Raw genomic sequence first — 15,838 nt, 5'->3', positions numbered from 1 at the left:
TGGCGGGTGTAATTTCCCGTGGCGGTGGATAAGAAATTTAGCAGGAAAACTGTTAATCGCAAATCTCATCAAATTGCAGGAGCAATCAACTATTGCAATATTTCATTTAATTTTTTACGCAGTGCTTCCCCTTTTACATTTCTGCCGATGATCTTACCAGTGGTATCTACCAGTACATTCTGAGGAATCGCTTTGATATCAAACAACCTGCCCGGGATATTCTCTTTTGCTTTGAGATCGGAAACATTTATCCAGGGCAAATTATCTTTTCGAATGGCAGCCAGCCAGGCATTTTTACCTTTTTCGTCGTCCATTGAAATGCCCAGGATCTCAAAGTTTTTATTGTGATACTCATTATAAATGCTGACCAAAACCGGGTTTTCCACCCGGCAGGGGCCGCACCAGGACGCCCAGAATTCGATCAGTACATATTTCCCTCTCAGGTCCGAGAGCCTTACCGGATTGCCGAGTGTATCATTTTGTGTAAAGTCTGGTGCCATTTTGCCGATGGTTGTTGCAGCAATGGCATCCAAACGCCTGGCATATTCTTTACCAGATTCCGTATTTTGTATACCGGGCGCAAGTGAATTGAATAGCGGCGCTACCAGATCATGATCGGGAATAACACCTCCAAGAGTTTTCAATGCATCCAGGCTGACGAAACTGCCAGGGTTTTGCCTGATAAAATCGATATATGCCTGTCTTTTCCCTTCTTTAATCAATATCAAACCTGCATCGAGAGCAGCTTTCAGTTGTGAATCCTTGCGTTTTTCTTCCGATAAAGACTTGAAAACATCGATCAGATCCTTCTTTCTTTGGTCCTGCCTTTTCAATGAGGCTTTCAACATCTCATTTTCTGCATTGACTGCACCACCTTCAACAGTGGCTGCTTCCAAAGAATCTGCTCCATTGATGGTGATAACACCGGGCTCCAGGTAAAGATTCAGGCTCTTCTGCCTGGCGCCATATTGGAAAATGATATTAACTGATTTAGGAGCCGTAACAGAACCTTCAAACATAAATTCTCCCTTCTTTATGCGGGCAGTGTCAGCCCGGTCTGACAATGAATTTCCATGATACAGGTAAATCCCCTGTGGTGCATTCCGGGCATCGATTTTCCCCCTGACCTTATAGCTTACCTGTTGAGAAAATAATGAGAGGGGCAGCGCCAGTATCAGGATCAGAATATTTTTTTTCATGTTTATTGCGGGTTTTGTGGCCAGTTAGTATTGTAGTAAAGTACCTGCATGGGGATCTGAAGCGTATATTTATTACTGTTAGGCGAAAGGGTAGCGATCACATTTCCCTGTCCGTCATATCTTTTCACTTCCGGCATCAATCCTTCAGCATCCAACCTGCGCATATCAAACCAGCGATGAGCAGAATATGCAAGTTCAAAAGTTCTTTCAGTGAGTACTTTTTTAAATACTTCATCCTGGTCATCAGATTCGTATTTTACATAATCAGCCGGTGCAAACCGGCACTTACGTACAAGATGCAATTCATTTATGGCCGTTGGCAGGTCATTGGCGCGTGCTGCCGCTTCCGCCAGGATCAGTCGCATTTCAGCTACGGATGTTCCATAGTTGGGTTGACTGGTTGCAAAAGAGGGATTGGGCTGGAACCTTACAGCACCTCTTGTTGGAAAACTGAAATTGCCAAGAGGGGTATAAAAGAACAGGAGGCGTTTGTCCTTGGTATCAAAGCTGCGAAGAAAATCGAGCGTTGGAATTTCCCTGTTGGCTGCCGCCACGGCCATCTGGCCCCAAATCACATCGGGCCTGTAAGCCATAAACGCAATGGGTTTGGGATCGGCCATACCGGAATAATCCACTATTTCATCAGGGCCTTTATCCAAAGCCAGTTGGGCATTCTGTGCGGCCTTCGGAAAATCTCCCATATACAGGTAAGCCCTGGCCAGCATACTATACCCTGCGGCTACGCTGCTTCTGAAACGGGTAATCTCATTATTTGCCGGAAGGTCCGGAATTGCTGCTGTTATATCCGTAATGATATGTTGGTAGATCTCCTGAACGGAGCTGCGTGCAGGTACTGATGCCTCCAGGTCATTGGATGTTACGAAGGGGACAGCCGGGTCAGTAGCCGCCGTGCTTGCTTTGTACGGTTTGCCATAAAGGTTTACGAGGTACAAATAATAAGATGCACGAACCAGCAGAGCTTCAGCTTTCAATTGCCTTTTTTTCTCTGCCGGCCCCGAAGCTTCGTCAATGCCCTGCAGCACAGTATTACAGTAATATATGTTTGAGTAGAGCCTTGCCCAAATAAGAGGAGTAGCGGCAACATCCACTGAAAACTGCGGCTGCCAGGTGTAAACAAAGTCGCTGGCACTGATAGGTGGCGTAGGAATGATAGCGTTGTCTACATTGTCTGCCAGCAAATTCAGTTCATTGGGAATACAGTTGATGATGGCAGTGCTGTTCATCCATTGGTCATAATCTGTGGTGGTGGTCAATACTTTTACCCCCTTCGGCTCCAGGTCCAGGTATTTATTGCAGGCCGTCAAAAAGCAGGCGGAGACGAGTACCAGTATGCTGTATAAAAAGATTTTTCTCTTCATTGTCTTTTTTTTAAGATCAGAAATTGACATTCAACGCCATTGTATACGTGGGCGTCATGTATGTTTTTTCATAACTGCCCGTCGCAATACTGTAATCATATTTGTTGAATGCGACAGTGTATAAATTGGATGCCTGTGCCCTTACCTCCAGATTGATACCCTGTTTCTTCAAAAACCTGCTGTTCTTGAAAGTGTAGGAGGCAGTGAGATCACCCAGAGTGAGATAGGCGCTGTTGACAATGTATTGGTCTGTATATCTCAGATAGGAATAATAGGTAGTAGCGATGGCTGGCAAGATGCCGGGTTTGGTTTCATCACCGGGCTTTTTCCAGAAATTATTGGCGCCCTCCAATGGTCTGGTCTCCCTGGCATTCGGAACGGGTACACGGATATTGAAACCGCCGTAAAAATTGATCATGCAATAAAAGTAGAAATTACCCATGTCTACCCTATTACTGAGCCCCATATTGTATTTCGGAATGGAACTGCCCAGGTATACCACATCGTTAATTCCATTATCGGTACCTGTAAAGAAACGCTTTCCTTCTCCATCCTTATCTAAGATCAGCGGATGCCCTTCAGCATCTACTCCCTTGTATCTATAACCGAACATGGCGCCCACTGCATAGCCTTTCAGGTAATTGGCATTGGTGCCAAATACATAGCTATAGGAAGTGGCGCTGCTGCCGATATCCTTATTGTAAACGTTCAGCACTTTGCTGTTGTTATAAGAGAAGATCAGACCGGAATTCCAGTTGAATCTTTTACGGGTGATCCAGTCTGCGTGGAGACTTACCTCCACCCCATTGTTACGGATCGAGGCCTGGTTCACCAGGGCCGAGGGCGCGCCTTTGGTGGCATCTATCTGGTTATTGGCGAGAATATCCGTGCTTTTTTTGACATAATAATCCACACTACCGGTAATGCCCTTGAATAATTCATAGTCGATGCCCGCATTGAAATTCTGGGTTTGCTCCCAACGCAGCCCGCTATTGGCCAATGAGAGCAGGCTCAGCATCGGCAATGCATAGGATGCGTTGATACTGTTGGTCAAACCCGCCTTTGCAATAACCTCGGGCAACGAGTTCCTGGCCACATTCCCGTTAAATCCATAAGCTGCACGGAGCTTTAAAGACTTCAACCATTCCATATTCTGCATGAAATTTTCCTTGTGGATATTCCAGGCGGCTCCCAATGACCATAAGGGCTTATAGCGGTATTTGGGATCTGTGCCAAACAAATTGGATTGATCTATCCGTAAACTTCCGGATAAAGAATATTTACCCAGGTAAGTATACACAAGATTGGAGTAAATAGATATATAGCGGTCATTCCTGTATCCGACTTTGAAAAAATCATCATACAATAACGCGGGATTCGACCTGGCCATGGTTGGAAAATAATCCTGCAATGATCGAAAGTCCAGCGGCTGGTGCAGCAGCGTCTGATCATCATATCCGAAATATGCCTCACCGTTGGAGCGCTCCAGAAGATCCCTTATTTCAGCACCCAGTATAGCATTGAGATCATGGTCACCGGCTATTTGTTTATCAAAGTTCAACTGTGCCCGAACTGTATAACTCTGTTTGCTTTGGTCTTGCTTTTGCAGGATGCCGCCATCAGGCACTCTTGAAGTATAACGGTTATTGACGGCATCAAATGAAGTATAGCGGTTAATATATTGTTGCGCTTTTGAAGATTTTTTCCCGTACAGTTGATCGCCGTCCATGCGTGATACTTCAAATACGCCGCCGAGATTGAAATTGAGCCCATAACCGATATTGTAACGGAAGTTACCGGTAATCCGGTTGATGAGGGTCACAGATTTGTTGCTTACTTCATCAACATCCACCAGTGGATAATACCTGTTGTCTTTTAAATTTTTAGACAACAGGAAATTATTATAAAAGGAATTGGAATACGATCCGTTGAACACAGGCATCGGGTTACCATTTTCATCCTGCAAATGCTCATATGGATAAATACTGTGAATATCCGGTACCGGCGCTGCATTGACCCTTGCCTGTTGAAAATCCGTAGTCATATCCAGCGATAAACGTTTGGTGATATTCAGCATCGTACGACCGGAAAGCCGGAATTGATTGTTGTTGTTGTTGATCTGTGTAGCGCGGTTACCAAGATAATTGGCCGTGAGATAATAAAGAGCATCCCTGCTGCCACCGGAAATGCTGAGGTTGTAAGTTTGGGTGGTGGCAGTTCTCAGAAAAAGACGTTTATAATCTTTGGTATTGTTGTAAGACCCGAGTTCGGCCAGTTGCCGGTCTCTCTCTTCAATTGTGATGGGATCTGTGGATGACCTCCAATGCGCCATGATCTGAGCAGGAACCCCATACGGATATTGGTCACTGTAAGCAGGCTCTGTTATCAACATCCAACCCAGGGGACTGATATTCTCGTAGACAATCTTATCAGCACTGATGATGGTGTTGGATGCGTCTTTATCCCAGCGGTAGCGCTCATAGTTCTCGCGTGGAGTAAAGCCTGTGGTGGAGCGGAAGTTGACATTCATTTTACCGGCTTTGGCTTTTTTCCTTTCGATGATGATCACGCCATTGGAGGACCGGGCTCCATAAATGGTGGCGGCGGCGGCATCTTTCAAAACGGTAACAGATTCAACTTCGTAAGGATCGATCATATTCAGCGTAAGTTCTGTTGGGAAGCCATCGACCACAATCAGCGGTTGCCTGTTGCCGTTAATAGTGGAAATGCCACGGATCTGGAACAGGGTATTTCCTTCAAACTGTATATTGTTATCGATCAGCAGGCCGGGAATCTTATTTTGAAGTCCCGTCAAAAAATCGGTGGTGTTGATACGACTGTCGTAGTCCTTGAGCCGGAGAGTACTGATACTTCCGGTGCTATGTTCTGGCTTTATTTTCTGGTATCCCGTGCTTACGGTTACTTCCACATCGCTAAGCCTGGAGTCAGACTGCTTTAAGTTGATGGTCAAAGTTCCGTTGTCCAGCATCGCCCGGGTGATGGTGATGGTATGCGATTCCATACCAATGAAGCTTGTACTAAGGATATCACCTTCTTCCGCCTGAAGGCTTATATTGCCTTTAGCATCGGTAACGCCTGAAATCATGATCCTGGTGGCCTGCTTATCCCCGGCCAGTTTATTCTTCCTCGAAAGGAGTACCGTGGCCCCTGCCAATGGGGAGCCGGTACTGTCAATGACCCTGATGGTAAGGGGTGTAGGGGCAGCGGCATTCGGCAGCAGGGCCAGGAAAGAAACAGGTTTGCGGGAAAGAAAAATGGTCTTATCCTCGATCTCATATTTCAGGGGCTGATCTTTTACGATCAACTGCAGCAATTCGGGAAGTGGCAGGTCTTTCACGAATAGAGAAATTGTCTTATTGTCCTGGAACAGGTCCTGGTCATACATCGTTACGTAACCCGTCTGTTTTTTGATAGCAGTAAATACCTGTTTGTAGGTCAGTGCTTTCCCTGAAATAGTCACAGATTGAGCATTGCCTGAAGCGGATGCCGAGAGGCAGGCTGCGAAAAGAAAAAAAGTGAGCAATCTCATAACTCTCATCATTTGAGGCGGCAGCCGGAAACGGTCAGGAGGTTGCACAACAGGTACAACCTGGCAGGGCAGGCCGCCAGAAGCAGTTTTTTGCATAAATTGCATTGTTTGGTTAGATAAAAATGGTCGTAAGCCTTTTGATCGCCCAAACGCTCCCGGAAGTGTTCAGACCACTTCCGGTTTGTTTTTGTAGCGGCGATCCTGATCTATTTTGCGTTTGTTACATCATACTATTGCAGGATCAACAGCGTTCTGTCGTTGAGTTGATAGCGCACTCCCATCTCCCCTAATTGCTTCAACAAACCATTGAGTGAAACGCCTCTTGTCATTTCTCCTGCCAGTCGCTTATTGGGTACTGTGTTGTTTTCATACACAACCTTTATATCATACCACCTTTCAAGCTGTCTCATGATCTCCCCGAAACTCAGGCCATTGAAGTTGAACAATCCGTTCTTCCAGGCCATTACTTTATCCATATCGGCATCATCTATAACTTTCATTGCCGGTGTTTGCTGACCGGTAAATAAACGGGCCTGCTGGCCTGGTTTCAAAACCACAGCTTTGCCTGTACGGTCCTGTTGTTCCATCATCTGATCCTTGCTGGCTGGCGAAACCTTTACTGTTCCTTCCAATAAGGTCAAATCGATCACCGGCTCGTTCGTGTAAGCATTCACGTTGAAGCTGGTGCCGAGCACTTCCACCCCGGCCTGGTTGGCTATATTCACCTGGAAAGGCTGGCTGGCATTGGGCGCTACTTCAAAAAAGGCTTCACCGGTGATCTCCACCCTTCTCTGTTTACCGGAAAATGTGGTGGGAAACCTCAGCGAGCTGGCAGCATTCAACCATACACGGGAGCCATCAGGCAGGAGCAGGCTGTACTGCCGTCCCTTTGGTGTGGTCATAGTGTTGTACCCGATATTTTCTGCCCCTCTCCCGTCCGGATGATAGGCAAGCCGTCCATTCTGCAATTCAATACGGGCGCCATTTTGTATGGCAATATTCCCGTCCCCCATGCTATCCAGCAACACCTTCCTTCCGTCGGCAAGGGTCAGGATAGCACCATCGCGTCCGGGCCCAATTTCCGGCGATAATTTTGGGTTGGTGCCTACTATAGCCGGAGGGTCTTTATGACGAAGCCAAAAGTATCCTCCAATTGCGAGCAGGATCAACAGCGAGGCGGCAACGGCTGCATTCCTCCATAGATTTGCGCGGAATGAATGGACCTTTGCGGGCGTTTCCCATGTTGCAATCCGCTGCTGCATTTCACGGAACATCTGTTCGTCTGCAGCGCCAAAATCCGCTTCCTGTTCAAGCATGGATTCATACTGGTCCATAAGATCGGCCACCTCTTGCTGAGGCAAGTGTTTCAACCGTTCCCAAAACAAATTGATATCCGCTTCGGAAGCGGAATTATTTGCCATTTTCTCCAGTAGTGCCCGGTTTGTCATAATGAGTTGTATTAATAAAGACGACTTTCTCAAAACATTGAGGACATCAGTCCTAAAATATTTATAGGGGGATACTTTTATTCAGGCAGGGCAATCAGCAGGCAGATCAGCGGGAAGGTCCATCCGGCCTGATGCCGCAACTGATCTTTGATGAAGCGAACAGCCCTCGTGAGATTTTTCTGAACGGCAGCCCGCGAGCTTTGGAGTGTTCCGGCAATTTCATCCAGTGTCATATCCTGCAGGTGCCGGAGGAGGAAGATTTCTTTCTGTTTTGCCGGTAATTGATTGATGGCATTCCAGGCCATCTGATGATATTCCCTGAACAGCAGATCGCTGTTGGGGTGAGAGGAAATAGTTTCTTCTACCGTTACCCTGCTGAGATATTTCTGTTCGGTAGCCTGTTTCTTTAAATTGTCCAGCAGTTGGTTCCTGGCCATCCGCATCAGGTATTTTTCCAGAGAGAGAATACCTACCAGGGTTTCCCTGCGGGTCCATAGTTTGAAAAGAATATCCTGAACAAGATCCTCAGCAAAGGGCCGGCTAAGGGCGAATGCAAGCACAAAACGGAGCAAGCGCGGCTGGTAAAATGAGTACAATTGCGCAAATGCCTGCTCATCTCCTTCAGCCATCCGGAGCAGCAGTTCATTTTCATTGAGCAATTGATGCTTTACATTGAAGGTCATTTTTGCTTCCTCGTGTTTGATTGTTTTGTAAATACAATATTACCCAAATCAGCGAAAAGCAATACATCTATTGTGAATTCCTCACCCAGGGAGAAAATATCTTATTTAATAAATTGATAATTCAATAAAAATTGTATCATTACTGCTTTGCCGGAAGTTTTATGGCTTCAGGCAAATAGTTTCGTTCAAATAATCCGGAACCCGAGATGAGAGCAGTCTGGCAGTCATATATTTTTAAGCGTGTACGCATTCACAGTTGTTTGACCATTTTGATGCTCTGGCTTTCCATTAGTACAAATGCCCAAACCGCTGCTGACTTTTCCATCAATAAGAAAGAAGGCTGCATCCCTTTAAGCGGCGTCAATTTCACTGATCAGTCTTCGGGAGGAACGGTAACGCGCCGCGACTGGAATCTCGGCAATGGCACAATCATCAATGCCGGCGCAGCTACTGTGGGCACTAACTATCTCACAGATGGTAAATTCTATGTAACGCTTACCGTTACCTTTTCCAATGGAGATATCAGAACAAAACGGGACTCTGTTATTGTACATCCCAGGCCGGTTGCGGATTTTGCTGCCGATGAGGAAACGGGTTGTTCTCCTCACCGGGTCAATTTCACCAGTCTTGCCACTACACAAACCGGAACCATCACCGAATGGCTATGGGACTTTGGCGCAGGCGGAAGCACACAAACCGATCCCTCTTTCACCTACAATGTAAATGGAGAATACAATGTATCCCTTATTGTAAAAAATAACTGGAACTGTGAAAGCGAAGCGGCTATCAGACTCCGGTATATCAAAGTGTATCCAAAAGTAAATGCCTCCTTCACCATTCCCGATAATGCGGATTGTGCAGCGCCATTCACCGTCAACTTTGTAAATACCACTACCGGCGGTGGCGTCATCACCTATGAATGGGATTTTGGCGATGGCAGCCCCAAATCAACCGATGCCAATCCCACACACACTTACACCAGTACCGGCGCTTTCACCGTAACACTCACGGCGCGTAACGGTTCCAATTGTGTGAGCACATATACCACCCCTTCCAATAGCAGGGTATTTGTAGGCAAACCACAGCCCGCTATTACAGCCCCTTCCTCTGTTTGCGCCAATACATCCGTTAATTTTTCAGGCTCAGTAACACCAGCTGATTTTCTATATTCTGTAAAATGGCTCTTCCCTGACAATGGAGCCGTGCAATATGGCCAGAATACTTCGCATACATTCACTACACCGGGCACTTACAATATTGCAATGGTGGCATTCAATTATCCGCAATGCAATGATACTGCCTGGCACACAATATCCGTAACACCCGGTCCTGTTGCCGGCTTCAGCTCCGACAAGCCACTGGGATGTTCTACCCCCTTCACCGTTCAGTTCACAGACCAGAGCAGTCCTGCATCAGGACTAACCTACGACTGGAACTTTGGCGATGGCAGTCCCCATGACGTCAATTCCAGCCCGTCGCATACCTATACAAGTTTCGGCGCTTATACTGTATCCCTTACCGTTACCGACCCCGCCACCGGTTGCGCCGCCACAAAGCAGTTGTCCAATGCCGTTAGAATAGTGAAGCCGCGCGTCGATTTCACTTATACGCCACCGGAAGGTTGTAAGCCCTTACCCGTGAAAGCTACGGCCCGACTTTCTGATATAGTTGACCCGGTAACGGATTATATCTGGGATTTTGGAGATGGCACTATCATAACCACCTCAGTGGACAATGCCACGCATACTTATACTACTGCCGGCACCTTCAATATCAAACTGACCATTGTTACACAACAGGGATGCACCGTAAGTTCCGACACCAAACCCGTAACTGTTGCGGATATCTGCGATGATGATGGGTCCGGCGGCGGAGGAGGCGGTGGCGGTGGAGCCGGAGTAATGCTGGGAAAAACCTGTGCCGATAAATATACGGTAACATTTACTGACACCGTTCAGGACTCCCAACCCATCAGCTGGGATTTTGGCGACGGCTCGCCCCTGTATACCACGGCGCCACTCAATCCCGTTACACATACATTTCCAACCACCGCAAAAAAATACCTGGTCACGCTTACAAGACGTAACACTGTTACCAATATCGTTTCCACTGCACAATTCCGTGCTGTGATCATCGATGAAAAAGCCGATTTCATACCAGATATCTTCAATATCTGTATCAACAAAACCGTCAATCTTGCTACCATTGGCATCGACTCTTCCAATATCAATAAATACACCTGGGATTTTGGAGATGGCACAACACCTTTAATGATCGATAACAAAAGCTATTTCCGGAATTATGGGAAGTACCTGAATGGCAATACTTCGCACACCTATATCAACAATGGCGTTTTCCATATTACACTCACCATTGAAGACAAACTGGGATGCACACATTCCTTTCAGTACCCCGTGCCTGTTACGGTAGAAGGACCGGTGGTGGGCTTTGAAGCATCGCCCCTGACCAGCTGCCTCAAAGATTTTACCGTAGCATTCCAGGACACTTCCAAACCCAATGGATCTACACCTATTGTAGAATGGACCTGGAACTTTGGAGATGGTAGTCCTGCTTTTGTTACCACCCGGGATACATTGCTGCATCACAACTATTCCAATGATACCTATTATCGGTTCTATAACATTACATTGAAAATAAAAGACGCCGCCGGATGTGAAGCACAGGTGACCCGTAACAACCATGTAAAGAGTTACCGGCCCAAGGCCTCCTTCTACAGCAATGATGTGCTGAAATGCGGCAATCATACTGTAACGCTGTATAATAATTCATCTGCCTATAATGCCACGTACATTTGGTATTATGGAGACGGGACCAGCTCCACAGGTTACAATGGTTCACGTACCTATACTGCCGATGGTGAATATGATATTTCGCTGGTAGTGACCGATGAAAACGGATGCCGCGACAGCCTCGCCAAAGAAGAGTATATCAAACTGGTAAAACCCAAAGCAGATTTTATCATTGGGGACGACAGCAAATGCGCTCCCATCGCCCTTCAGTTCTTCGACAACTCTGATTATGCCAATACCTATGAATGGGATTTTGGAGATGGCGGTACAGGTTCCACCGATAAAGATCCTGCTGCACATATATACGCAGCGCCCGGCTTTTACCAGGTAAAATTGAAGATTACAGGCGTGAGTGGTTGCACAGACGAAACTACAAAGACCATCCGGGTTAAGGGTCCCATCGGGAACCTGACTGTAGGAGCTGCAACAGGATGCATTCCCTTTACGCTTCCCATGAAAGTAACAGGCAGTAATATCAGTTCCTATGCATGGGATTTTGGAGACGGCACTCCGGTGCAACCCAGTACTGAAAGTGAAGTAGCTCACGTTTATCCCCTGGCAGGCACCTATCGTCCCAATGTGATATTGACAAGCCCCGAAGGATGCCCTTTCACGCTAAAGGCGCCGGATCCGGTGATTGTGGATTCAGCTTTTGCAAAGTATTCCATTGACCGGCCGATTCGATGCAATTTGGATCGTACGGTACAATTCACCAATCTGTCCACCTCCGCATTTGCACCCCGCACCTATAAATGGTTATTTGGCGATAATCAGGAATCTACTGATGAAGCTCCTGTTCACACCTATAATACGCCGGGCAAATATGATGTAACCCTGATCGTGTTCAGCCGGTATGGATGTTCCGATACCATCAGTTCACAGCCAGTAGTCATCTACAAACAACCCGAAGTAAGGATATTTGGCGATAAAGAAAAATGTGCCAAAGCACAGGTGGATTACCGGGCCGATGTAATTTCGGAAGATGCGATCACTGATTACACCTGGAAGATCGATCAATCGGTAGTAAGCCGGCAGGACCGTTTCGATCATCGTTTCAATACAGCCGGAACCTACCGGTTATCACTAACCGTAAACACACAATATGGTTGTGAGGAAACAGCAGAAGAACCAATTACTATCCGTCCGCTGCCGGTACCGGCGGCCTCACCGAAGAATACCACCATTTGCATTGGCAGCCCCGTTTCCCTGCAGGCGCATGATGGCGACCGTTTCAGCTGGTGGCCCAACCAGTGGATGAGCGGCGCCAATACCGACCATCCCCAGGTTTCACCGCAACAGGATATGCGCTATTATGTAAAGGTCACCAACCAATATGGCTGCGAAGAACTGGATAGTGTTGATGTGCATGTTGATGAAAAGGTAAACCTGCAGCACAGTAAAGACGTTATTATCTGCAAGGGAGAACGAACCCGATTATCAGCCAGCGGCAATACTCCGGATTTCGTATGGACGCCAGCGTTAGGATTGAACAATCCCAATATCGCTTCGCCGGTTGCATCCCCTCAGCAAACTACCACTTATGAGGTAACTGGTATCAGTCACAATACCTGCCCCAGTGAAACAGGCAGGATCAAAGTAACAGTAGGCGAGATCCCCACCGTGGATCTTGGGCCTGATCTCACGGTAGAGGCCGGAAAGTCCGTGACCCTGCAACCTGTTCTGAGCAATGATGTAGTCTATTACAACTGGCAGCCAGCTACCGGACTGAGTTGTATCAATTGCGCCACGCCGCGGTTCATCGCCGATAAAGACATTACCTACCGGCTCACAGTAAGAACACAATACCAGTGCGAAGCATCCGATGCCATCAACATAAAAGTTGCCTGTGGTAAAGGAGCGGTATATATTCCCAATGCATTTACACCCAATCACGATGGCAAAAATGATCGCTTCAATATCCGGGGATTTGGCATACAAAAAGTAAAAAGTTTCCGGATCTACAATCGCTGGGGGCAACTGGTATTCAACCGGGAAAACTTCCTGCCCAATGATTCAAATGCAGGATGGGATGGCCGGTTCAATGGTCAGATTGCCGAAGGAGGCACCTATGTATACATCACGGAAGTGATCTGTAATGAAGGAAAGCCGTTGGTATTGAAGGGTACGGTTATCCTTATACGATGATATGACCCTGGTAGGAGATCAGTTCGAGAATACCTTCATTGCGGATAATCATCATACCCTGCCGGTCTTCCGTAACACCTTCTTCCAATTTATAGGTGTACCTGGGTTTACTTCCTTCCATGATCGTTGGCATAAATACCGAATGAATATTTTTCCGTTGTTGCAATGCCTCCCCCACTTCAATGATATGTGTGCTCACAATGAACAGGCAGGCCCGGTAATCCGCAAATCCTTCAGTCACCGCGAGGGTGCCATCATACGCATCTTTCACATTTGTTCCCTTGAAGAGCTCATCAAACATCAGTAATAGTCTTTTGCCACTGGCAGCAGCAATAGCAGCCTGCTTTACGCGCATCACTTCTGCATAGAAATGGCTGTAGCCAAGTCCGATATTATCTGCCACGTTGATACTCGAATACAAACCATCACGGATTGAGAACTCCATGCGGGACGCAGCTACAGGAAAGCCCATATGCGCAAGGTACATACCGATCCCTATGGATTTCATCAGCGTGGATTTACCAGCCATATTCGCCCCGGTAAGAAAGATCACATTCCTTTCCCCGTTCATCAGAACTGTGTTCCCTACAGCTTTATCAATGCATGGGTGACGCAGATCCTCCACCCAAAACTTATTGTCTTCTGACGCTAACGCGGTTGCATAATTGAATCCTTTTGCCTTGGCCACATCACTTACAGCAATATACAGATCTACTTCATAGATGAACTGCAACACCGCTTCCAGCTCTGCAGCAAACTGATTTTGCAGCAGGTGATTGTAATAACCGATGGTTTGCACAGATAAGGACTGGTAGATATCAGTATTCCTGAGTGTTTCCAGCTTTTTGTTCTGCAGGATGGTTTTGATGGCTTGCACCCGGTTCTCATAGGCTCCGGAAGCGAGGCGCATGCTCTCTGTCAGCGCATAGCATTTGTTGAGGGTAACGATTGTAGCCTGCAATCCCTGTACATTTTTCTTGAAACGTTCATCCCTGGTGAGGCCGGACAGCAATTTTCTAATGAAAGTACCTGCCATTACCATCACAGCATTGCTGCTGCCACGAACATCTAGGTATTCACGCATCTGGTTCACCTGCTGCACATCGAAAGGAAAACTCAGGGCCAGCTCCTGGAAATTGCGGAATGTTTCACTGCGAGCATTGATGGCAGCAGCATCGGTGAGTGGTGAGCGGAACATATTATCCAGCAACTGCTCTCCCCCACGGGTTTTCACCCGGTTGAACAAATGGTATACGGAGTCTGTACGGAATTTCCCCAACAGGTTCAGTTCATCGATCGTTTGTTTGTCTATACTAAAAGCCATCATTAAACAATTTTCTTTCCATTTTTTAAAGTATCCAGGATGCCTTCATTGCGGATGATGATCATGCCATGGCGGTCTGCTGTAACACCATGCTCCAACGTATACGTATATTCGGGAATATTTCCATTCATACGCGTAGGAAGGTATTGAAACCCGATAGAAGGAATTTTATTCAACTGATCGCCAGCCTCCACAATATGTGAAGAGATGATGAACATACTATTCCTCTTTGCAGCAAATGCAGTGGTGATCTCTACTGTAGCTTCATGTGCATCCTTTACATTGGTGCCCCGGAACATTTCATCGAAGATGATGAAGAGCGATTTGCTGGCCTGCAGTTCAGCAGCTACCTTTTTCACTCTTAACACTTCTGCATAGAAATGGCTGGCGCCAATGCCGAGATTATCCGGCAGGTTGATGGTAGTGTAAATGCCATCCAATACAGAGAACTCCATCTCTGCTGCTGCCACCGGGAACCCGATATGCGCCACATACACTGCTGTGCTCACAGCGCGGAGAAAGGTTGACTTGCCGGCCATATTCGCCCCTGTCAGAAATAGAACATTCCGGGTAGTATCCATCGAAAAATCATTGCTCACAGGCTTTGCCAGCTCAGGGTGATAAACAGCTTTGAGCCGGAGGGTACATTTTCCTTTTTCTAACGCTTTGGGAAATACGAAATTCCTTTCACGAGCCACTTTGGCTACAGACAGGTATACATCCAGCAGATAGATCTGCTTCAGCAGTTGTTCAATCTTTCCTCGTTCGCGATTTCTGAAAAGAAGATCGTAAGCAGTGATGGCGGCATAAGAAAGTTTCGCATTTTGCTGCTCACGAAGTACTGGTTCAAATGCAGGATCAAGGAGGAGGGAGACGATCGTCCCCCTCTCTGAATATCCGTCAATCATGGCTACGGCTTTCGTTTCAACGAAAGTTTTGACTTGTTGCACCAGGCTGATCAGCGAAGTCACACCATTGCTGATCTCCCGTTCGCTGAGTATAGCATGCTGGCTTCCCTGCTTCTTTTGTTCATCTGCCGAGATCAGGTATTTCTCTGCCATATCAAACAAGGCGGCTTCAAATGGAAAGCGCATATCCATGCCTGCGAAATGTTGGATGATATTGCTTCTTCGGTTGATCTCCTGCTGATCACTCAGTGGTTTGGTGAACATTTCTTTCAATACAGCTTCTGCGCCGCGGGTATGTGAATGATTGTATAGATCGAACAATCCCTGGCTGTCTCGCTTGCCGAAGATCCGCAGGTCTTCGATCGTTTGTTCATCGGTTAACAAATACATAT

General features: G+C 46.8%; 8 protein-coding genes. 1 reads left to right on the top strand and 7 read right to left on the bottom strand.

Annotation, left to right across the window (positions count from 1 at the left end; translation table 11 throughout):
- Positions 1 to 89 precede the first annotated feature (89 nt).
- The 5 genes from FSB84_RS15240 to FSB84_RS15220 all read right to left on the bottom strand — a co-directional run bounded on the left by FSB84_RS15240 (position 90) and on the right by FSB84_RS15220 (position 8,259).
- Positions 90 to 1,199: a TlpA disulfide reductase family protein gene (locus tag FSB84_RS15240; RefSeq protein WP_130538802.1), complete on the bottom strand. Its 1,110-nt coding sequence runs from the start codon at positions 1,197 to 1,199 to the stop codon at positions 90 to 92.
- A 2-nt stretch (positions 1,200 to 1,201) separates the two neighbouring features.
- Complete coding sequence (locus tag FSB84_RS15235; protein ID WP_130538801.1) at positions 1,202 to 2,578, bottom strand: RagB/SusD family nutrient uptake outer membrane protein; 1,377 nt, start codon at positions 2,576 to 2,578, stop codon at positions 1,202 to 1,204.
- 16 nt (positions 2,579 to 2,594) lie between these two features.
- Positions 2,595 to 6,224 (bottom strand): SusC/RagA family TonB-linked outer membrane protein, encoded by a 3,630-nt coding sequence (locus FSB84_RS15230; protein ID WP_158643923.1) that lies wholly within the window; start codon positions 6,222 to 6,224, stop codon positions 2,595 to 2,597.
- Positions 6,225 to 6,358: 134 nt separating this feature from the next.
- Positions 6,359 to 7,576 carry a FecR family protein gene (locus FSB84_RS15225; RefSeq protein WP_130538799.1) on the bottom strand — a complete coding sequence of 406 codons (1,218 nt, stop codon included), beginning with the start codon at positions 7,574 to 7,576 and terminating at the stop codon, positions 6,359 to 6,361.
- Positions 7,577 to 7,653: 77 nt separating this feature from the next.
- Positions 7,654 to 8,259, bottom strand: coding sequence for an RNA polymerase sigma factor (locus FSB84_RS15220; protein ID WP_130538798.1), 606 nt, complete (start codon positions 8,257 to 8,259; stop codon positions 7,654 to 7,656).
- Between the two features lie 260 nt (positions 8,260 to 8,519).
- Here FSB84_RS15220 and FSB84_RS15215 point away from each other — a divergent pair, with 260 nt between their 5' ends.
- The gene (locus FSB84_RS15215) at positions 8,520 to 13,214 is read left to right on the top strand and encodes a PKD domain-containing protein (RefSeq protein ID WP_158643922.1); all 4,695 of its coding nucleotides are present in this window, start codon (positions 8,520 to 8,522) and stop codon (positions 13,212 to 13,214) included.
- Here the strand turns inward: FSB84_RS15215 and FSB84_RS15210 are convergent.
- Positions 13,204 to 14,541, bottom strand: coding sequence for a MutS-related protein (locus FSB84_RS15210; protein ID WP_225980076.1), 1,338 nt, complete (start codon positions 14,539 to 14,541; stop codon positions 13,204 to 13,206). The genes FSB84_RS15215 and FSB84_RS15210 overlap by 11 nt on opposite strands.
- Complete coding sequence (locus FSB84_RS15205) at positions 14,541 to 15,836, bottom strand: MutS-related protein (protein ID WP_130538795.1); 1,296 nt, start codon at positions 15,834 to 15,836, stop codon at positions 14,541 to 14,543. The genes FSB84_RS15210 and FSB84_RS15205 overlap by 1 nt, the downstream gene beginning before the upstream one ends.
- Between the last annotated feature and the right edge of the window lie 2 nt (positions 15,837 to 15,838).

This window comes from Pseudobacter ginsenosidimutans (assembly GCF_007970185.1).
Taxonomy (GTDB): domain Bacteria; phylum Bacteroidota; class Bacteroidia; order Chitinophagales; family Chitinophagaceae; genus Pseudobacter; species Pseudobacter ginsenosidimutans.
This window is presented reverse-complemented; position numbering and strand designations above follow the sequence as displayed.